This window comes from Streptomyces sp. NPDC029956, assembly GCF_055574655.1.
This window is the reverse complement of record NZ_JBVHZJ010000044.1, coordinates 2,735-22,210: the sequence shown is the minus strand read 5'-3', so window position 1 is coordinate 22,210 and position 19,476 is coordinate 2,735. Positions and strand designations below refer to the sequence as shown.

Annotated in this window: 17 protein-coding genes; 2 read left to right on the top strand and 15 right to left on the bottom strand. The window is 72.0% G+C overall.

The window, feature by feature from the left end:
- Positions 1 to 102: 102 nt before the first annotated feature.
- On the bottom strand, positions 103 to 1,035 hold the full coding sequence (gene fmt, locus ACZ4XX_RS28760) for a methionyl-tRNA formyltransferase (protein ID WP_468510775.1): 933 nt from the start codon (positions 1,033 to 1,035) through the stop codon (positions 103 to 105).
- 259 nt (positions 1,036 to 1,294) lie between these two features.
- Here fmt and ACZ4XX_RS28755 point away from each other — a divergent pair, with 259 nt between their 5' ends.
- A complete protein-coding gene (locus tag ACZ4XX_RS28755) occupies positions 1,295 to 1,813 on the top strand; it encodes a hypothetical protein (RefSeq protein ID WP_468510774.1) in 519 nt (172 codons plus the stop codon).
- A 186-nt stretch (positions 1,814 to 1,999) separates the two neighbouring features.
- Here the strand turns inward: ACZ4XX_RS28755 and ACZ4XX_RS28750 are convergent, their stop codons facing one another.
- The 14 genes from ACZ4XX_RS28750 to pyrR form a co-directional block, all read right to left on the bottom strand.
- Positions 2,000 to 4,138, bottom strand: coding sequence for a primosomal protein N' (locus ACZ4XX_RS28750; RefSeq protein WP_468510773.1), 2,139 nt, complete (start codon positions 4,136 to 4,138; stop codon positions 2,000 to 2,002).
- Positions 4,139 to 4,233: 95 nt separating this feature from the next.
- A complete protein-coding gene (metK, locus tag ACZ4XX_RS28745; RefSeq protein WP_030316322.1) occupies positions 4,234 to 5,442 on the bottom strand; it encodes a methionine adenosyltransferase in 1,209 nt (402 codons plus the stop codon).
- A gap of 236 nt (positions 5,443 to 5,678) precedes the next feature.
- Entirely contained in the window at positions 5,679 to 6,890 is a 1,212-nt protein-coding gene (coaBC, locus tag ACZ4XX_RS28740) for a bifunctional phosphopantothenoylcysteine decarboxylase/phosphopantothenate--cysteine ligase CoaBC (protein WP_468510772.1), read from the bottom strand.
- Positions 6,891 to 6,987: 97 nt separating this feature from the next.
- Complete coding sequence (rpoZ, locus tag ACZ4XX_RS28735) at positions 6,988 to 7,260, bottom strand: DNA-directed RNA polymerase subunit omega (protein ID WP_030316319.1); 273 nt, start codon at positions 7,258 to 7,260, stop codon at positions 6,988 to 6,990.
- A 64-nt stretch (positions 7,261 to 7,324) separates the two neighbouring features.
- Positions 7,325 to 7,897, bottom strand: a complete 573-nt coding sequence (gene gmk / locus ACZ4XX_RS28730) for a guanylate kinase (protein ID WP_468510771.1) — start codon at positions 7,895 to 7,897, stop codon at positions 7,325 to 7,327.
- Positions 7,898 to 7,970: 73 nt separating this feature from the next.
- Positions 7,971 to 8,294, bottom strand: coding sequence for an integration host factor (locus ACZ4XX_RS28725; protein ID WP_030204477.1), 324 nt, complete (start codon positions 8,292 to 8,294; stop codon positions 7,971 to 7,973).
- 331 nt (positions 8,295 to 8,625) lie between these two features.
- Positions 8,626 to 9,462, bottom strand: a complete 837-nt coding sequence (gene pyrF / locus ACZ4XX_RS28720) for an orotidine-5'-phosphate decarboxylase (protein ID WP_468510770.1) — start codon at positions 9,460 to 9,462, stop codon at positions 8,626 to 8,628.
- Positions 9,459 to 10,568, bottom strand: a complete 1,110-nt coding sequence (locus ACZ4XX_RS28715) for a quinone-dependent dihydroorotate dehydrogenase (protein ID WP_468510769.1) — start codon at positions 10,566 to 10,568, stop codon at positions 9,459 to 9,461. The genes pyrF and ACZ4XX_RS28715 overlap by 4 nt, the downstream gene beginning before the upstream one ends.
- A 55-nt stretch (positions 10,569 to 10,623) precedes the next feature.
- Positions 10,624 to 13,932 (bottom strand): carbamoyl-phosphate synthase large subunit, encoded by a 3,309-nt coding sequence (gene carB / locus ACZ4XX_RS28710; RefSeq protein WP_468510768.1) that lies wholly within the window; start codon positions 13,930 to 13,932, stop codon positions 10,624 to 10,626.
- Positions 13,925 to 15,073 (bottom strand): glutamine-hydrolyzing carbamoyl-phosphate synthase small subunit, encoded by a 1,149-nt coding sequence (gene carA / locus ACZ4XX_RS28705; protein ID WP_468510767.1) that lies wholly within the window; start codon positions 15,071 to 15,073, stop codon positions 13,925 to 13,927. Before carA ends, carB begins: the two co-directional genes overlap by 8 nt.
- On the bottom strand, positions 15,070 to 15,642 hold the full coding sequence (locus ACZ4XX_RS28700; protein WP_468510766.1) for a PH-like domain-containing protein: 573 nt from the start codon (positions 15,640 to 15,642) through the stop codon (positions 15,070 to 15,072). Before ACZ4XX_RS28700 ends, carA begins: the two co-directional genes overlap by 4 nt.
- Positions 15,639 to 16,925, bottom strand: coding sequence for a dihydroorotase (locus tag ACZ4XX_RS28695; protein ID WP_468510765.1), 1,287 nt, complete (start codon positions 16,923 to 16,925; stop codon positions 15,639 to 15,641). The genes ACZ4XX_RS28700 and ACZ4XX_RS28695 overlap by 4 nt, the downstream gene beginning before the upstream one ends.
- Before the next feature lie 2 nt (positions 16,926 to 16,927).
- Positions 16,928 to 17,959: an aspartate carbamoyltransferase catalytic subunit gene (locus ACZ4XX_RS28690; RefSeq protein WP_468510764.1), complete on the bottom strand. Its 1,032-nt coding sequence runs from the start codon at positions 17,957 to 17,959 to the stop codon at positions 16,928 to 16,930.
- A gap of 86 nt (positions 17,960 to 18,045) precedes the next feature.
- Positions 18,046 to 18,612, bottom strand: coding sequence for a bifunctional pyr operon transcriptional regulator/uracil phosphoribosyltransferase PyrR (gene pyrR, locus ACZ4XX_RS28685; RefSeq protein ID WP_355963768.1), 567 nt, complete (start codon positions 18,610 to 18,612; stop codon positions 18,046 to 18,048).
- A 246-nt stretch (positions 18,613 to 18,858) separates the two neighbouring features.
- Here pyrR and bldD point away from each other — a divergent pair, with 246 nt between their 5' ends.
- The gene (gene bldD, locus ACZ4XX_RS28680) at positions 18,859 to 19,359 is read left to right on the top strand and encodes a transcriptional regulator BldD (protein ID WP_015032294.1); all 501 of its coding nucleotides are present in this window, start codon (positions 18,859 to 18,861) and stop codon (positions 19,357 to 19,359) included.
- Positions 19,360 to 19,476 lie beyond the last annotated feature (117 nt).

Sequence of the window (19,476 nt, the reverse complement as noted above, 5' to 3'; positions counted from 1 at the left end):
AATGAAGAGGTCGAACCCCCCAAGCCTACGTCCGCCGCGCCGCCGCCCGCTCCCGGGCCCTGGGGACCCCTGCCCCCGCCGCCCCACGGGCCCCCGGAGGCCTCAGACGCCCAGGACCTCGCCCGGCGCGATGCGCACGCCGCGCGCCCAGTCGGCGGCCTTCATCGGCTTCTTGCCCTGGGGCTGCACCCAGAGGAGCTCGACGGCGTACGAGCCGGTGCCCGCGTACACGTTGTTCTTGCCCGCGGCGAGCTGCCCCGGGGCCAGGTCGGTGCGGTCGGGCAGCGGGGTGACCTGGATCAGCTTGAGGCGCTCGCCCCGGAAGACCGTCCAGGCGCCGGGGGCCGGGGTGCAGCCGCGGACCACGCGGTCCACCCGCAGCGCGGGGGCGGCGAAGTCGACGTGGGCGTCCTCGACCTGGATCTTCGGAGCGAGGGTGATCCCCTCGACCGGCTGCGGGACGGCCTGGAGCGCGCCGTCCTCGATGCCGTCCATGGTGGCGGCCAGCAGCCCGGCGCCCGCGAACGCGAGCCGGGTGAGCAGGTCACCGCTGGTGTCGGTCGGCCGGATGTCCTCGGTGACGACGCCGTAGACCGGCCCGGAGTCCAGCCCCTCCTCGATCAGGAAGGTGGACGCGCCCGTCACCTCGTCGCCCGCCATCAGCGAGTGCTGCACGGGGGCCGCGCCCCGCCAGGCCGGCAGCAGCGAGAAGTGCAGGTTGACCCAGCCGCGGGTGGGGATGTCGAGAGCGACCTTGGGCAGCAGCGCGCCGTAGGCGACGACCGGGCAGCAGTCCGGGGCGATCTCCCGCAGCCGGGCGAGGAAGCCCTCGTCACGGGGCCTGGTCGGCTTCAGGACCTCGATCCCGGCCTCCTCGGCCCGCTGGGCCACCGGGCTGGCGACGAGCCGCCTGCCCCGCCCCGCCGGGGCGTCCGGCCGGGTGACGACGGCGGCCACCTCGTGCCGGCCGGAGGCGAGCAGGGCGTCCAGGGCGGGAACGGCGACCTCGGGGGTGCCTGCGAAGACGAGCTTCATGAGTGTCGACTGCCTGTCTCTCCGGGGGCTTTACGGGCAGCGCACCAGTCTAGGGCGCCCGCGGCTCCGCGGCGCCGGGACCCCGACGCCCCTGACGGAGGGGGCGTACGGAAGGGCGAGCGCCCCGCGCATATGCGTGTACGCCCCCGCAGCGTGACCCAACCCCCGGTGGCGCGTTGGTCAAGAGAGATTGACCGAATCGGGTCGCCGTTCCCCCCTGCGGCCCTTCCCCTTACATGCCGGTTCGAGAGGCTTTCACATGGCCGACCACGCAACCCACGACGCCCAGGCTCGGGCGAGTCTGCACCTGCTGGTGCGGGACATCGAGCGGGTCCGGCGGCAGGTGGACGCACTGCGCACGCTCACGGCCCAGCTGGGCAATGTCTACCGCCCTCGCCGCTCCGGCCCTTCCACGGGCTTCGTCGTCTACGGGCGGGCCCCCGCCCCCACCGTCCGTCTCGCCCAGGAGCTGCGGGACAGTGTCGAGACCCTGGTGACCGCCGCGGTCGACTTCGACCGCTCGCTCGGGTTCTCCTGGGACGCCGTGGGCTCCGCGCTCGGAGTCACCAAGCAGGCCGTCCACCGCCGTTACGGTGCCCGGCGCGCACCCCAGCCGGGCGTCGGGATCGACCAGGATCCGATCGTGGAGCCGAGCGCGACCCGCGCGCTCCCCTCGGTGCCCGCGGCCCGGTCGATGCCCCCGCAGCCGACCTCGGGCAGCGCCTCCCTCCGCGAGGAGCCGCGCACGTCGGCCTTCCCCGGCCCCCGCAACGGCTGACCCGCGAGCGCCGTACGGCCGCCCGTCCCCATGGGGGCGGGCGGCCGCCCCGTGTCCGGGGCGCAAGCCGAGCCGTGTCCGGGGCGCAAGGCGCTCCCGTGTCCGGGCCGGAAGGCCGAGCCGTGTCCGGGCGTTCGCCCGACGGACCCGACGCCCGGTCGTCAGGGTTCGCCCGGCGGCCGGCCGTCAGCCGATGTCCGGCGGGTCCACCCGGATCCGCACCGGGTCCCCGCCGCCCCGCGTCATCCGGGCCGCCCTGGCCTGCTTGAGCGCGGTCGCCAGGGCCGCGCCGCTGCCCGGCGGGACCCGGACCAGGGCGCGCTCCCACTGCTCGCCCGGCGGCGGGTCGCCCGGTCTCCGGGGGCCCCCGGGGCGGACCACCGGCAACGGCACCGGGCCGAGCACCTCGGCGTCGGCGGGCAGCCCCGCCGCGGCCAGCAGTCCCGCGACCGCCTCCGGCGGACCTGTGACCGCCGCCATCCGGGAGACCGGCGGGAAGCCGAGCTCGGCCCGTTCGGCCAGCTCGCGCTGGGCGTGCCCGACGGGGTCCCAGCGGACCAGCGCCTGGACGGGCCGGAGCGTCGGCTCGGCGACCACGACCACGGTGCCGCCGTCGGGCTGCCCCCGGACGAGCGAGGCCGCGTCGATCCAGCGCCGCAGGGCCTCCTCGCCCGCCCGCAGATCGGGTCGGCCGAGCATGGCCCAGCCGTCGAGGAGCAGCGCGGCCGCGTAGCCGCCCTCGGCGACCGGCTCGGCGCCGGGGGTGCAGACGACGAGCGCGGGGCGCCCCGGCACGGTGTCCAGGATGTGGTCCCGTCCCGAGGTCCTGACCGGCACCGCGGGGAACGCCCGGCCGAGTTCCTCCGCCGTCCGGCGCGCGCCGACGACCTGGGCCCGCAGCCGGGTGGAGCCGCACTCCACGCAGTGCCAGTCGGAGGCCCCGCGCCCGCACCAGCCGCAGTGCAGCTCCTGCTGCTCGGGAGCCTCCAGGGGCCCGGCGCAGTGGCGGCAGCGGGCGGGCGTCCGGCACCGCTCGCAGGCGAGCCTCGGTACGTACCCCCGACGGGGCACCTGGACCAGGACGGGTCCTGTCTTGAGCCCTTCGCGTACGGTCTGCCAGGCCAGGGAGGGCAGTCGGGCGGCGCGCGCCGCCTCGTCGCGGGCCAGTTCGCCGTCGCCCACGGTCCTGATCAGCGGGGCGGCCCTGCGGACCTGCTCGCGTCCGGCGAACAGGGCCTTGGCCCAGCCGGACTCGACGAGCTGGGCGGCCTCGACGGTGCAGCCGGTGCTGCCGAGGAGGAAGGCGCAGCGGTCGTGGGCGGCGCGGAGCAGCAGGACGTCGCGCGCGTGCGGCTGCGGGGCGTGCGGCTCGCTGTGGCTGCCGTCGCCGTCGTCCCAGATGACGACGAGACCGAGGTCGCGGACGGGGGCGAACATCGCGGCCCGGGTGCCGACGACCGCCCGTACCGCGCCGCGCCGTACGGCGAGCCACTGCGCGTACCGCTTCTCGGGGCCCGCCTCTGCCGTGAGCAGGGCGTGCCGCCCCTCCCCCAGGACGGTGGTGAGCGCCTCGTCGACCCGACCCGCCGCACGGCCGTCGGGTACGACGACGAGGGCGCCCCGGCCGGAGGCCAGGGTGGCGCCGACGGCGCGGGCGATCTCCTCGGCCCAGTGCGGTCCCGGGAGCGCGTTCCAGACGGCGCGGGGGGTCCCGCCGCGCGCGAGGGAGTCGAGGAACGCGGGCCCCCGCTCGTACCGCGACCAGCTGCCCGGTTCCGGAGCGGCGGGCGGCGGCAGCGGCTCCGGCGAAGGGCGCCCCTCGGCGCGGGCGCTGCGCGGCGGCACGGCGAGCTGGAGCACGTCGGCGAGGCTTCCGGCGTACCGGTCGGCGACGGCCCGGGCGAGTCCGAGCAGCTCGGGGCCGAGGACCGGTTCCGGGGAGACGACGTCGGCGAGTGCGGCCAGCGGTCCCGAGTAGTCGGAGGTGGCCCGGCGCTCGACGAGGAAGCCGTCGATGAGCCGTCCGCCCTCCCGGCGTCCGTTCTTGACCTGGTGCGCCCCCGCGCCGAACCGCACCCGCACCCGCACCCCGGGCCGGGCGGCCTCGTCCAGTTCCTCGGGGACGGCGTAGTCGAAGAACTGGTCGAGATGGAGCGACCCCTTGTTCACGACGACCCGCGCGACGGGCAGCTCCTTGGCCAGCGCGGCCCCGCGCCAGGTGCGCGGCTTGGCGCGCGGCACCTTCGCCTGCCGCACGGTCTCCCGAATGAGCGCGAGCTGCTCGGGTTCAGCGGTCTCGTCGGGATTCTCTTTCTCGCTGCTCACAGCCCCATACCTACCAGACGGCGCCGACAGTCGGGCATGCCGAAGCCCGGCACCCCGAGGGGGTACCGGGCTTCGGTCGTGCGGGTCGGGGAGACCTACAGGCCGGCGGCCTGCTTCAGGGCGTCCACGCGGTCCGTGCGCTCCCAGGTGAAGTCCGGCAGCTCTCGGCCGAAGTGGCCGTACGCGGCGGTCTGGGAGTAGATCGGGCGGAGCAGGTCGAGGTCACGGATGATCGCGGCCGGGCGGAGGTCGAAGACCTCGGCGATGGCGTTCTCGATCTTCTCGTTGTCGACGGTGTTGGTGCCGAAGGTCTCGACGAAGAGACCGACGGGCTCGGCCTTGCCGATCGCGTAGGCGACCTGGACCTCGCAGCGCGCGGCGAGGCCGGCGGCGACGACGTTCTTGGCGACCCAGCGCATGGCGTAGGCGGCCGAGCGGTCGACCTTGGACGGGTCCTTGCCGGAGAAGGCGCCGCCACCGTGGCGGGCCATGCCGCCGTAGGTGTCGATGATGATCTTGCGTCCGGTGAGGCCGGCGTCGCCCATGGGGCCGCCGATCTCGAAGCGGCCGGTCGGGTTCACCAGGAGGCGGTAGCCGTCCGTGTCGAGCTTGATGCCGTCCTCGACGAGCTGCTTGAGCACGTGCTCGACGACGAACTCGCGGATGTCGGGCGCGAGCAGCGACTCCAGGTCGATGTCGGACGCGTGCTGCGAGGAGACGACGACCGTGTCGAGGCGGACGGCCTTGTCGCCGTCGTACTCGATGGTGACCTGGGTCTTGCCGTCGGGGCGCAGGTACGGGATGGTGCCGTTCTTGCGGACCTCGGTCAGCCGGCGGGAGAGCCGGTGCGCGATGTGGATCGGCAGCGGCATCAGCTCGGGGGTCTCGTCCGACGCGTAGCCGAACATCAGGCCCTGGTCGCCGGCGCCCTGCTTGTCCAGCTCGTCCTCATCGCCCTCGACCCGCTGCTCGTAGGCGGTGTCCACGCCCTGGGCGATGTCCGGGGACTGAGACCCGATGGACACCGACACGCCGCAGGAGGCGCCGTCGAAGCCCTTCTTCGAGGAGTCGTAACCGATCTCGAGGATCTTGTTCCGGACGAGGGTCGGGATGTCCGCCCACGCCTTGGTGGTCACCTCACCGGCGACGTGCACGAGGCCGGTGGTGATCAGCGTCTCGACGGCGACGCGCGAGGTGGGGTCCTCTCGCAGCAGTGCGTCGAGGATGGTGTCGCTGATCTGGTCAGCGATCTTGTCGGGGTGTCCCTCGGTGACGGACTCCGAGGTGAACAGACGACGGGACACAACGCTCCCTGGGGTTGCAGCGGCTGCTGGCTCTTCGTTGACGGACCGGCAGGGGGCTGCGCCCCAAGACGTTCCGCGGACAGTCTATCGGTCGTGGTCGCGGGATGGACCAGGTGTCTCGCCTGGCGAATGCCCTGAGCGGGTGAATCCGGCCGCTTCGCGCCGGGTGAACCCCCTGATGGGGCGTACATCACACGCGTCCGGCTGGATTCCCGGTCCTCGTGGGGCCGGATGCGTCAGGTCGTGGCGCGCAGCCGCGGCAGGACCAGGTCCCAGACCGTCTCGGCGAGCGCTTCCTTCGGACCGTACGGTACGGGGGTCTCGGCGCCGTCCGAGGCGAGCACGACGGCCTCGTTCTCCTCGGAGCCGAAGGTCTTTCGCTCCCCCACCTCGTTGACGACGAGGAGGTCGCAGCCCTTGCGGCGGAGCTTCTCGCGGCCGTTGGCGAGGACGTCGTCGGTCTCGGCGGCGAAGCCGACGACCACCTGCCCCGGCAGCGCACGGTCGGCGGAGAGCTCGGCGAGGATGTCGGGGTTGCGGACGAGTTCGACGGTGGGCGCTCCGCCGTCGTCCTTCTTCTTGATCTTCCCGGTGGCGTAGACGGCCGGGCGGAAGTCGGCCACCGCGGCCGCCATGACCACGGCGTCCGCGTCGGCGACGGCCTTGAGCACGGCCTCGCGGAGCTGGAGGGCGGTGCCGACGTGGACGACGTCGACGCCGGCCGGGTCGGGGATGCCGGTGTTGGCCTCGACGAGGGTGACCCTTGCCCCGCGGGCGGCGGCGGCCCGCGCGAGCGCGTACCCCTGCTTCCCGGAAGAACGGTTGCCCAGGTAGCGGACGGGGTCGAGGGGCTCCCGCGTGCCGCCGGCGCTGACCACGACGTGCCGTCCCGCGAGGTCGGGGGCCGCGGTGCCGCGGGCGAGGATCCTCCGGCAGATCTCGAAGATCTCCGCCGGGTCGGGCAGTCGGCCCTTGCCGGTGTCGACGCCGGTGAGGCGGCCGACGGCCGGCTCGATGACGACGGCGCCACGGCGGCGCAGCGTCGCCACGTTCTCCTGGGTCGCCGGGTGCTCCCACATCTCGGTGTGCATGGCGGGGGCGAAGACGACGGGACAGCGCGCGGTGAGCAGGGTGTTGGTGAGCAGGTCGTCCGCGAGGCCGTGGGCGGCCTTGGCGAGCATGTCGGCAGTGGCGGGGGCGACCACGACGAGGTCGGCGGCCTGGCCGATCCGGACGTGCGGCACCTCGTGGACGCTCTCCCACACCTCGGTCGAGACGGGGTTGCCGGAGAGCGCGGACCAGGTGGCCGCGCCGACGAAGTGGAGGGCGGAGTCGGTGGGGACGACGCGGACGTCGTGGCCCGACTCGGTGAGCCGCCGGAGCAGCTCGCAGGCCTTGTAGGCGGCGATGCCGCCGCTGACCCCCAGAACGACCTTCGGCTTGGTCACCACTGCCACTCCCCGCACTCGGATGCCTACGACTCCATGAGACACCACAGGCCCGGCGGATGTTCCGCCGGGCCTGTGGTGAATGAACGTGACGTGCTTACGTCGCCGGGCCCTCGATGGCCTCGGACGTCAGCAGACCCGCGTTGATCTCGCGCAGGGCGATCGAGAGCGGCTTCTCGTGGACGTGGGTGTCGACCAGCGGACCCACGTACTCCAGCAGGCCCTCGCCGAGCTGGGAGTAGTACGCATTGATCTGACGCGCGCGCTTGGCCGCGTAGATCACGAGGCTGTACTTCGAGTCCGTGGCCTCGAGCAGCTCGTCGATCGGCGGGTTGATGATGCCCTCGGGCGCGGTGATGGAAGAGGACACGCTCTACCTTCCGAAGATGGAAAAAGGATCGGACAGCCGTTGGGTGTCCGGGGGAACAAATGGATCATTCCCCAGAAGTCAACAGCATCAACGTTAGCAGCTCACGCGCAACGTCCTCGACGGAGGTGTTGACGAGCGTGGTGTCGAACTCCGACTCGGCGGCCAGCTCGACCTTCGCGGCGGCGAGACGGCGCTCGATGACCTCGGGCGACTCGGTGCCGCGGCCGGTGAGGCGGCGGACCAGTTCCTCCCAGCTCGGCGGGGCCAGGAAGACCAGCTGGGACTCTGCCATCGAGTCCTTCACCTGGCGGGCGCCCTGGAGATCGATCTCCAGGAGCACGGGCTCGCCGGCGTCGAGGCGGTCGAGGACCGCGCGACGCGGGGTGCCGTACCGGTTGCCCGCGAACTCGGCCCATTCGAGGAGCTCACCGTTGGCGATCAGCTTGTCGAACTCGTCGTCCGTCACGAAGAAGTAGTGGACGCCGTGCTTCTCGCCGGGGCGGGGCTTCCGTGTCGTCGCCGACACCGAGAGCCAGACCTCGGGGTGGACCTTGCGCATATGAGCGACGACCGTGCTCTTGCCGACCCCTGAGGGGCCGGAGAGCACGGTCAGCCGCGGACGTGCCTCTGCTGCCATGCAGCGATTATTCCAGCTTCACCGGGGTGCCCGGGACGCGTGTCCCGGATCGGTGGCCGGACCGGTCGCCGGATCAGGCGCCGGTGCTGCCGAACTCGCGCTCCAGGGAGGCGATCTGGTTGGAACCGAGACCGCGCACTCGGCGGCTCTCGGAGATGCCGAGCCGCTCCATGATCTGCTTGGCGCGGACCTTGCCCACGCCGGGCAGGGACTCGAGCAGCGCGGAGACCTTCATCTTGCCGATGACGTCGTTCTCCTGGCCGGTCTTGATGACCTCGTGGAGGGAGGCGCCGGAGTGCTTGAGTCGATTCTTGACCTCGGCCCGCTCCCGGCGAGCCGCGGCGGCCTTCTCGAGCGCGGCTGCGCGCTGTTCAGGGGTAAGGGGCGGAAGAGCCACGCCTACGTCACCTCGGATGTCGATCTGTCGGATACGGACCGGTGAGGAACCTCGCGCCCCACACCAGTGGAGCAACGCTCAACGGAGTGGTCGTTGAACGCCTGCTCTGCCCCGGAGACTAGCGGCCGAGGCCGCTCCAGTCAGCGAGAACGAAGGAAAAGTCCTGGTCAGCATCGACCGACCGGGACTTTTCCGGCAAAACGACCCGGTTTTGAGCCAAGATTTCGTCAAGTAGTGAGACGGCCCGGCGGGACAGGTCGTCCCACCGGGCCGAAACAGTGCCGACATCCGGGTCGATCCGCTCCGACCTGCGGAGAGACCGTGGAGCTCGTCAGCCGCCGACGGCCGCGCGGATCTCGTCCGCGTACCGGTGCGCCGAGTCCCGCAGGGCGGCCGCGTCGGGTCCGTTCCGCAGGACCCCGCGGCTGACGTTCGGGACGACGTTGCCGACGGCCGCGCCGAAGACGGCCGGGAGGTCGGCCGGGGTCGCGCCCTGGGCGCCGATGCCGGGGGCGAGGAGCGGGCCGTTGATGTCCAGGTCGAACGAGGACAGATCCCCGAGGGTGGCACCGACGACCGCGCCGAAGGAGCCCATCGGGGTCTCCCCCGCGTTCTCCGCGGCGAGGTGGCCCAGCATGGTGGCGCCGATCGTGCGGCCGTCCTCACGGACGGCCCGCTGGACCTCCGCGCCCTCCGGGTTGGACGTCAGGGCCAGGACGAAGAGACCGGCGCCGGACTCGCGGGCCAGGTCGACGGCCGGCTTGAGGGAGCCGTAGCCGAGGTACGGGGAGACCGTGAGCGCGTCGGAGAAGAGCGGGGAGTCCTTGCGCAGGTAGGTCTCGGCGTACGCGGCCATGGTCGAGCCGATGTCACCGCGCTTGGCGTCCATGACGACCAGACCGCCCGCCGCCCGCAGATCGGCGACGGCGCGCTCCAGGACGGCGACACCGCGCGAGCCGAAGCGCTCGAAGAAGGCGGACTGCGGCTTGAAGACGGCCACGGTGTCCGCGAGTGCCTCGACGACGGTGAAGGTGAACCGCTCCAGACCGGCGATGTCGTCGGTCAGGCCCCAGGAGCCGAGCAGGGCGGCGTGCGGGTCGATGCCGACGCAGAGCGGGCCGCGCTCGTCCATGGCGGAGCGCAGGCGGGTGCCGAAGGAGAGGGTCACGGGGTGGCCTTTCGGGAGTCGGCGCCGACGGCCTCGGCGAGGGTGGCGTACGGGGAGGCCGCGAGGCGCGCGGCGAGGCCCTTGTGGATCGCGCGGGCGTAGAACGGGCCCTCGTAGATGAAGGCGCTGTAGCCCTGGATCAGGGTGGCGCCGGCGAGGATGCGCTGCCAGGCGTCCTCGGCGTTCTCGATGCCGCCGACGCCCACGAGGACCAGCCGGTCGCCCACGCGCGCGTGGAGGCGCCTGAGGACCGCGAGGGACCGCTCCTTGACGGGCGCGCCGGACAGCCCGCCGGTCTCCTTGATCAGCGCGGGGTCGGACAGCAGACCGAGGCCCTCGCGCGCGATGGTGGTGTTGGTGGCGATGATGCCGTCGAGGCCGAGCTCCAGGGCCAGGTCGGCGACCGCGTCGACGTCCTCGTCGGCCAGGTCGGGGGCGATCTTGACCAGGAGCGGGACCCGGCGGTCGGTGACCGTGCGGTCGGCGGCCTCCCGTACGGCGGTGAGGAGCGGCCGCAGGGACTCGGTGGCCTGGAGATTGCGCAGGCCGGGGGTGTTCGGCGAGGAGACGTTCACGACGAGGTAGTCGGCGTGCGCGGCGAGACGCTCGGTGGACTTCACGTAGTCGGCGGCGGCCTCGGCCTCGGGGACGACCTTGGTCTTGCCGATGTTGACGCCGACGACGGTCCTGAAGACCGGCACGCGCGCGTGGAGGCGTTCGGCGACGGCGGCGGAGCCCTCGTTGTTGAAGCCCATGCGGTTGATGAGCGCGCGGTCCGGGACCAGCCGGAAGAGGCGCTTCTTCGGGTTGCCGGGCTGGGCCTCGCCGGTGACGGTGCCGATCTCGACGTGGTCGAAGCCGAGCATCGACATGCCGTCGATGGCGACGGCGTTCTTGTCGAAGCCGGCGGCGAGCCCGAAGGGGCCGTGCATCCGCAGGCCGAGGGCCTCGGTGCGCAGCTCCTTGTACCGGGGCGCGAGGACGGCGGCGACGAAGGTCCGCAGGACGGGGACGCGGGCGGCGAGGCGGATCCAGCGGAAGGCCAGGTGGTGGGCCTCCTCGGGGTCCATGCGCTTGAAGACGAGGTTGAAGAAGAACTTGTACATGTGGGTGTCCTCAGCAAGAGGGGGACACCGTTTCCGGTGTCCCCCTCGTGGGTTGCTAGTCGCGGGCCGCGGTCAGGTGTTCCGCGTGTTCCTGGAGCGAGCGGACCCCGACATCGCCCCGGTTGAGCGCGTCGATGCCCTGGACGGCCGCGGCGAGCGCCTGGACCGTGGTGAGGCACGGGACGCTGCGCGCCACCGCGGCCGTACGGATCTCGTAGCCGTCGAGGCGGCCGCCGGTGCCGTACGGGGTGTTGACGATCAGGTCGACCTGGCCGTCGTGGATGAGCTGGACGATGGTCTTCTCGCCGTTCGGGCCCGCGCCCTCGCTCAGCTTGCGCACGATCGTGGCGTTGATGCCGTTGCGCTTGAGGACCTCGGCGGTGCCGGAGGTGGCGAGCAGCTCGAAGCCGTGGGCGACCAGCTCGCGCGCCGGGAAGATCATCGAGCGCTTGTCGCGGTTGGCGACCGAGATGAACGCGCGGCCGCTGGTGGGCAGCGGGCCGTAGGCGCCGGCCTGCGACTTGGCGTACGCCGTGCCGAAGACCGCGTCGATGCCCATGACCTCGCCGGTGGAGCGCATCTCCGGGCCGAGGACCGTGTCGACGCCGCGGCCGTGCACGTCGCGGAAGCGCGACCACGGCATGACGGCCTCCTTGACGGAGATCGGCGCGTCGAGCGGCAGGGTGCCGCCGTCGCCGGTCCTCGGGAGCAGGCCCTCGGCGCGCAGCTCGGCGATGGTGGCGCCGAGCGAGATGCGGGCGGCGGCCTTGGCGAGCGGGACGGCGGTCGCCTTCGAGGTGAAGGGGACGGTCCGGGAGGCCCGCGGGTTCGCCTCGAGGACGTAGAGGATGTCGCCGGCCATGGCGAACTGGATGTTGATCAGGCCGCGCACGCCGACGCCCTTGGCGATGGCCTCGGTGGAGGCGCGCAGGCGCTTGATGTCGAAGCCGCCGAGGGTGATCGGGGGCAGGGCGCAGGCCGAGTCGCCGGAGTGGATGCCGGCTTCCTCGATGTGCTCCATGACGCCGCCGAGGTAGAGCTCGTGGCCGTCGTAGAGGGCGTCGACGTCGATCTCGATGGCGTCGTCGAGGAAGCGGTCGACCAGGACCGGCCGGGTGGGGCTGATCTCGGTGGACTCGGCGATGTACGACTCCAGGCGGGTCTCGTCGTACACGATCTCCATGCCGCGGCCGCCGAGCACGTACGAGGGGCGTACGAGGACGGGGTAGCCGATCTCGTCGGCGATGGCCTTGGCGCCGGCGAAGGTGGTCGCGGTGCCGTGCTTGGGGGCCGGGAGGCCCGCCTCGGCGAGGACCTGGCCGAAGGCGCCGCGGTCCTCGGCGGCGTGGATGGCCTCCGGGGAGGTGCCGACGACGGGCACGCCGTTGTCCTTGAGCGCCTGCGAGAGGCCCAGCGGGGTCTGGCCGCCGAGCTGGACGACGACACCGGCGACGGGGCCGGCGAGGGTCTCGGCGTGGACGATCTCCAGCACGTCCTCGAGCGTCAGCGGCTCGAAGTACAGACGGTCGGAGGTGTCGTAGTCCGTGGAGACGGTCTCCGGGTTGCAGTTGACCATCACGGTCTCGTAGCCGGCGTCGCTCAGGGCGAAGGAGGCGTGGACGCAGGAGTAGTCGAACTCGATGCCCTGGCCGATGCGGTTCGGGCCCGAGCCCAGGATGATCACCGCGGGCTTGGTGCGGGGCGCGACCTCGGTCTCCTCGTCGTACGAGGAGTAGAAGTACGGGGTCTTGGCGGCGAACTCGGCGGCGCAGGTGTCGACCGTCTTGTAGACCGGGCGGACGCCGAGGGCGTGCCGGACCTCGCGGACGACGTCCTCGCGCAGACCGCGGATCTCGGCGATCTGGGCGTCGGAGAAGCCGTGGCGCTTGGCCTCGGCGAGGATCTCCGGGTTGAGCTTGTCGGCGGCGGCCAGCTCGTCGGCGATCTCCTTGATCAGGAAGAGCTGGTCGACGAACCACGGGTCGATCTTCGTGGCGTCGAAGACCTCCTCCGGGGTGGCTCCGGCACGGATGGCCTGCATGACGGTGTTGATGCGGCCGTCGGTCGGGCGGACCGCGTCGCGGAGCAGTTCGGCCTTGTCGCCGGGCTCGCCGACGAAGGTGAACTGCGAGCCCTTCTTCTCCAGGGAGCGCAGGGCCTTCTGGAGGGCCTCGGTGAAGTTGCGGCCGATCGCCATGGCCTCGCCGACCGACTTCATGGTCGTGGTGAGGGTGGAGTCGGCCTGCGGGAACTTCTCGAAGGCGAAGCGCGGGGCCTTGACGACGACGTAGTCGAGCGTGGGCTCGAAGGACGCCGGGGTCTTCTCCGTGATGTCGTTCGGGATCTCGTCCAGCGTGTAGCCGACGGCGAGCCGGGCCGCGATCTTGGCGATCGGGAAGCCGGTCGCCTTCGAGGCGAGCGCCGAGGAGCGGGAGACGCGCGGGTTCATCTCGATGACGATGATCCGGCCGTCGACCGGGTCGATCGCGAACTGGATGTTGCAGCCGCCGGTGTCGACGCCGACCTCGCGGATGATCGCGATGCCGATGTCGCGCAGCCGCTGGTACTCGCGGTCGGTGAGGGTCATCGCCGGGGCGACGGTGATCGAGTCACCGGTGTGGACGCCCATCGGGTCGAAGTTCTCGATGGAGCAGACGACCACGACGTTGTCGTTCTTGTCGCGCATCAGCTCCAGCTCGTACTCCTTCCAGCCGAGGATGGACTCCTCCAGGAGCACCTCGGTGGTCGGGGAGAGCGTGAGTCCCTGGCCGGCGATGCGGCGCAGCTCTTCCTCGTCGTGGGCGAAGCCGGAGCCGGCGCCGCCCATGGTGAAGGAGGGGCGGACGACGACGGGGTAGCCGCCGAGGGTGTCGACGCCCTTGATGACGTCGTCCATCGTGTGGCAGATGACCGAGCGGGCGGACTCGCCGTAGCCGATCTTGGCCTTGACGGCCTCGACGACGCCCTTGAAGAGGTCGCGGTCCTCGCCCTTGTTGATCGCCTCGACGTTGGCGCCGATGAGCTCCACGCCGTACTTCTCCAGGACGCCCTGCTCGTGCATGGAGATCGCGGTGTTGAGCGCGGTCTGGCCGCCGAGGGTGGGCAGGAGGGCGTCGGGGCGCTCCTTGGCGATGATCTTCTCGACGAACTCGGGGGTGATCGGCTCGACGTACGTGGCGTCGGCGATCTCCGGGTCGGTCATGATCGTGGCCGGGTTGGAGTTGACCAGGATCACCCGCAGGCCCTCGGCCTTGAGGATGCGGCAGGCCTGGGTGCCGGAGTAGTCGAACTCGGCGGCCTGGCCGATGACGATCGGGCCGGAGCCGATGACCAGGACGGACTGGATATCGGTGCGCTTAGGCACGCTCGGCCTCCATCAGGGATACGAAACGGTCGAAGAGGTACGCGGCGTCGTGCGGGCCCGCGGCCGCCTCGGGGTGGTACTGGACGGAGAAGGCCGGCTGGTCGAGCAGCTGGAGGCCTTCCACGACGTCGTCGTTCAGGCAGACGTGCGAGACCTCGGCACGCCCGAAGGGGGTCTCGGAGACCTTGTCGAGGGGCGCGTCGACGGCGAAGCCGTGGTTGTGCGCGGTGATCTCGACCTTGCCGGTCGTACGGTCCTGGACCGGCTGGTTGATGCCCCGGTGGCCGTACTTCAGCTTGTAGGTGCCGAAGCCGAGCGCGCGGCCGAGGATCTGGTTGCCGAAGCAGATGCCGAACAGCGGCGTCTTCCGCTCCAGGACGGCCTGCATGAGGGCGACGGGGCCGTCCGCGGTGGCCGGGTCGCCCGGGCCGTTGGAGAAGAACACACCGTCCGGGGCGACCGCGTACACGTCCTCGACGGTCGCGGTGGCGGGCAGCACGTGGACCTCGATGCCACGCTCGGCCATGCGGCGCGGGGTCATGCCCTTGATGCCGAGGTCGATCGCGGCGACGGTGAACTTCTTGGTGCCGATCGCGGGGACGACGTACGTCTCCTGGGTGGCGACCTCGGCGGAGAGGTTCGCGCCCTTCATCTGGGGCTGCTCCTGCACCCGGGCGAGGAGGGCCTCGTCGCGGATGCCGGACCAGGCGTCGCCGGAGAAGATGCCGACGCGCATGGCGCCGCGCTCGCGCAGGTGGCGGGTGAGGGCGCGGGTGTCGATGCCGGAGATGCCGACGACGCCCTGGCGCTCCAGCTCCTCGTCCAGCGAGCGCCGGGCGCGCCAGTTGGAGGAGACGCGGGCGGGGTCGCGGACGACGTAGCCGGAGACCCAGATGCGGCCGGACTCGGGGTCCTCGTCGTTGACGCCCGTGTTGCCCACGTGCGGGGCGGTCATGACGACGACCTGGCGGTGGTACGACGGGTCGGTGAGGGTCTCCTGGTAGCCGGTCATGCCGGTGGAGAACACGGCCTCGCCGAAGGTCTCCCCCACGGCCCCGTAGGCGCGGCCGCGGAAGATGCGGCCGTCCTCCAGGACGAGTACGGCGGGAACCTTGCTGGTTCCCCGGGTGGAGGTCGTCATCGTGCGATGCCTTCCGTCGTGGTGGTCATGGAGTTGATGGCCTCGACCCAGGCGGTGTGCTCGGCCGCCCGGTCGGACCGGAAGCCGGAGTCGAGCAGCTGGTCGCCGTGCGCCCAGGTGATGATCAGCAGGCCGCCCTCGGCGAGGACCTTGCCCGCGATGCCCTTGTCGAGGCGGGCCTCGCGCAGGGCCTCGGCCGGGACGAAGAAGTCGTTCGCGCCGGGGCGCACGACCGCGAGCCCGGCGTCGGTGAGCGTGAGCTCGACGCGGCTGCGGGTGCCGAGACCGTGGGCCACGATCCGGTCGAGCCACTGCCCGGCGGTCGTGGAGCCGTGGTAGCGGCCGCCGAGAGTCAGTTTCGCCGTACCGGCCTGCTCCGGCACGGTGAGGAGCTCGGGGAGGTCCGACTGGAGGCTGCCGCGCCACTTCCAGCCCTGGCGCATCAGCCAGTACACGAAGGCGATGAAGAGCAGCAGTCCGGCGACCCAGCCGAGCCGTCCGGCCCAGTCGGTCACCTCCGCCGACTTCTGATCGGCAGCCTCTGCGGCGATTGCGATGAGTGGTGTCACGCCAGCTTCCCGTCCACGACCGTTGCCCGGCCCCGCAGGAAGGTGTGGGTGACGCGTCCCGGCAGCTCACGGCCCTCGTAGGGGGTGTTTCGGCTGCGGGAGGCGAAGTCCGCGGGGTCCACGACACCACGGTAAGCCGGATCGACCAGCGTCAGGTTCGCGGGCTCACCAGCCGAGACGGGTCGTCCGTGGCCCGTGGCCCGCCCGATGCGGGCGGGCGCGAAGGACATCCGGTCGGCGACGCCGGCCCAGTCGAGCAGGCCGGTCTCGACCATCGTCTGCTGGACGACGGAGAGCGCGGTCTCCAGGCCGACCATGCCCATGGCGGCCGCGGCCCACTCGCAGTCCTTGTCCTCGTGGGGGTGCGGGGCGTGGTCGGTGGCGACGATGTCGATCGTGCCGTCGGCCAGCGCCTCGCGGAGCGCGAGGACGTCCTTCTCGGTGCGCAGCGGCGGGTTGACCTTGTAGACCGGGTTGTAGCTCCGGACCATCTCGTCGGTGAGGAGGAGGTGGTGCGGGGTGACCTCGGCGGTGACGTCGATGCCGCGGGACTTGGCCCAGCGGACGATCTCGACGGAGCCGGCGGTGGAGAGGTGGCAGATGTGGACGCGGGAGCCGACGTGCTCGGCGAGGAGGACGTCGCGGGCGATGATCGACTCCTCGGCGACGGCGGGCCAGCCGCCGAGACCGAGCTCGGCCGAGACGATGCCCTCGTTCATCTGGGCGCCCTCGGTGAGGCGGGGCTCCTGGGCGTGCTGGGCGACGACGCCGTCGAAGGCCTTCACGTACTCCAGGGCGCGGCGCATGATCACGGCGTCGTCGACGCACTTGCCGTCGTCGGAGAAGACGGTGACGCCGGCGGCGGAGTCGTGCATGGCGCCGAGCTCGGCGAGCTTCCTGCCCTCCAGGCCGACGGTGACGGCGCCGATGGGCTGCACGTCGCAGTAGCCGGACTCCTTGCCGAGCCGGTAGACCTGCTCGACGACACCGGCGGTGTCGGCGACCGGGTGGGTGTTGGCCATGGCGAAGACGGCGGTGAAACCGCCGGAGGCGGCGGCGCGGGTGCCGGTGAGGACGGTCTCGGAGTCCTCGCGGCCGGGCTCGCGCAGGTGGGTGTGGAGGTCGACGAGGCCGGGCAGCAGGATCTGGCCCTGGGCCTCGATCACGGTGGCGCCCTCGGCGGACAGACCGGTGCCCACCTCGGCGACGGTCTCGCCGTCGATCAGCACGTCCTGGACGGCACCGCCCAGCACCTGCGCACCGCGGATCAGAGTCTTGCTCATGGTTACTTGTTCTCCGAATCGATGGTGTGCGCGGAGCGCTCGTCAGAAGGGTGGTGGTGGGCGGCGGGAGGGCGGGTGTGGGTGACGGCGGAGTCGTTGCCGCCCAGAAGCAGGTAGAGGACCGCCATCCGGACGGAGACGCCGTTGGCGACCTGCTCGACGACCGTGCAGCGGTCGGAGTCGGCCACCTCGGCGGTGATCTCCATGCCGCGGACCATGGGGCCGGGGTGCATGACGATGGCGTGCTCGGGCATCTTCGCCATCCGCTCGCCGTCGAGCCCGTACCGGCGCGAGTACTCGCGCTCGGTGGGGAAGAAGGCGGCGTTCATCCGCTCGCGCTGCACACGCAGCATCATGACCGCGTCGGACTTCGGCAGCACGCGGTCGAGGTCGTACGAGATCTCGCAGGGCCAGGTCTCGACGCCGACGGGGACCAGGGTGGGCGGGGCCACCAGGGTGACCTCGGCGCCGAGGGTGTGCAGCAGGTCGACGTTGGAGCGGGCGACCCGGCTGTGCAGGACGTCGCCGACGAGCGTGATCCGCTTGCCCTCGAGGTCGCGGCCGAGACCGGCGTCCCGGCCGACCAGGCGGCGGCGCATGGTGAAGGCGTCCAGGAGGGCCTGGGTGGGGTGCTGGTGGGTGCCGTCGCCGGCGTTGACGACGGGGGCGTCGATCCAGCCGGAGGTGGCGAGGCGGTACGGGGCTCCGGAGGCGCCGTGGCGGATGACGACCGCGTCGACGCCCATGGCCTCCAGGGTCTGCGCGGTGTCCTTGAGGGACTCGCCCTTGGAGACGCTGGAGCCCTTGGCCGCGAAGTTGATGACGTCGGCGGAGAGGCGCTTCTCGGCGGCCTCGAAGGAGATCCGGGTCCGGGTGGAGTCCTCGAAGAACAGGTTGCAGATGGTCCGGCCGCGCAGGGTCGGCAGCTTCCGGATGGGCCGGTCGGCCACCCGGGCCATCTCCTCGGCGGTGTCGAGGATCAGGACGGCGTCGTCGCGGGTGAGGTCGGCGGCCGAGATGAGGTGACGCATCATCGGTGTGTCTCTCCGTGGTGGGGAGGTGTGAGGGCATGCGGGGGCGCAGGGGGGTGCCCCGGCCCCGCGGGGGAATGCCGGTCCGGCTAGGCGGTGGGCCTGGCGCCGAGCAGGACGGTGTCGCGACCGTCCTCCTCGGCGAGCTGGACCTTGACCGTCTCCCGCAGCGACGTGGGGAGGTTCTTGCCGACGTAGTCGGCTCGGATCGGAAGCTCGCGGTGGCCGCGGTCGACGAGGACGGCGAGCTGGACCGCACGGGGGCGGCCGATGTCGCCGAGGGCGTCAAGGGCGGCGCGGATGGTGCGGCCGGAGAAGAGCACGTCGTCGACGAGGACGACCAGGCGGCCGTCGATGCCGTCACCGGGGATCTCGGTGCGGCCGAGGGCGCGGGCCGGCTTCATCCGCAGGTCGTCCCGGTACATGGTGATGTCCAGGGAGCCGACGGGGATCTTGGTGCCGGTGATCGATTCGAGCTTCTCGGCGAGCCGGCGGGCGAGGAACACACCGCGGGTGGGAATGCCGAGGAGAACCACGTCGTCCGCGCCCTTGGCACGCTCGACGATCTCGTGTGCGATGCGGGTGAGGACCCGCGCGATGTCCGGGGCCTCGAGAACGGGCCGCGCGTCGTCGCCGTACTTCTGCTGGGTGTCCATGAAGAAACGGACCTCCTTCTCCGCCTCACGGGACGGCTCTTAAAGGACGTCGGATTTGCGACGTCAACGATACCAGGGGCGGACGGAGGCATCCCTCGCACCCCCGGCGCCGCTCCGGTCACCGTCCCCCGGGAGGGGGCGGTACGGACCATTCGGCTTGACGGGAAAGAGTAACGCTGCGTAACCTCACAGTGAGTTACCAGCCGCGCGGCGCAGCCGCATGTCGTCACAGCGTCCGGGAGCGTTATGTCCAGCGAATACGCAAAGCAGCTCGGGGCCAAACTCCGTGCCATCCGCACCCAGCAGGGTCTCTCGCTCCACGGGGTGGAGGAGAAGTCCCAGGGCCGCTGGAAGGCCGTGGTGGTCGGTTCGTACGAGCGCGGCGACCGCGCGGTGACCGTGCAGCGTCTTGCCGAGCTGGCCGACTTCTACGGGGTTCCGGTGCAGGAGCTCCTGCCGGGCACCACGCCGGGCGGGGCCGCCGAGCCGCCGCCGAAGCTCGTCCTCGACCTGGAGCGCCTGGCGCACGTCCCCCAGGAGAAGGCCGGCCCGCTCCAGCGCTACGCGGCGACGATCCAGTCGCAGCGCGGCGACTACAACGGCAAGGTGCTGTCGATCCGTCAGGACGACCTGCGCACCCTCGCCGTCATCTACGACCAGTCCCCCTCGGTCCTCACCGAGCAGCTCATCAGCTGGGGCGTCCTCGACGCGGACGCGCGCCGCGCGGTCGCCCACGAGGAGAACTGACCCCTTCCGGGGACTCAGCAGAAACGTACCGCCGGGGGCGGGGGGGGGGGGGGGGGGGGGGGGGGGGGGGTGCGGGGGGGGGGGGGGGGGGGGTCGGGGTGGCACCGCGCCTCGCAT

Excerpts from the sequence above, each read along its gene's own strand:
- pyrR (WP_355963768.1), bottom strand. The coding sequence starts at position 18,612 with ATGGACACCCAGCAGAAGTACGGCGACGACGCGCGGCCCGTTCTCGAG.
- ACZ4XX_RS28690 (WP_468510764.1), bottom strand. The coding sequence starts at position 17,959 with ATGATGCGTCACCTCATCTCGGCCGCCGACCTCACCCGCGACGACGCC.
- ACZ4XX_RS28715 (WP_468510769.1), bottom strand. The coding sequence starts at position 10,568 with ATGTACAAGTTCTTCTTCAACCTCGTCTTCAAGCGCATGGACCCCGAG.
- gmk (WP_468510771.1), bottom strand. The coding sequence starts at position 7,897 with ATGGCAGCAGAGGCACGTCCGCGGCTGACCGTGCTCTCCGGCCCCTCA.
- fmt (WP_468510775.1), bottom strand. The coding sequence starts at position 1,035 with ATGAAGCTCGTCTTCGCAGGCACCCCCGAGGTCGCCGTTCCCGCCCTG.
- carA (WP_468510767.1), bottom strand. The coding sequence starts at position 15,073 with ATGACGACCTCCACCCGGGGAACCAGCAAGGTTCCCGCCGTACTCGTC.
- ACZ4XX_RS28755 (WP_468510774.1), top strand. The coding sequence starts at position 1,295 with ATGGCCGACCACGCAACCCACGACGCCCAGGCTCGGGCGAGTCTGCAC.
- bldD (WP_015032294.1), top strand. The coding sequence starts at position 18,859 with ATGTCCAGCGAATACGCAAAGCAGCTCGGGGCCAAACTCCGTGCCATC.
- ACZ4XX_RS28695 (WP_468510765.1), bottom strand. The coding sequence starts at position 16,925 with ATGAGCAAGACTCTGATCCGCGGTGCGCAGGTGCTGGGCGGTGCCGTC.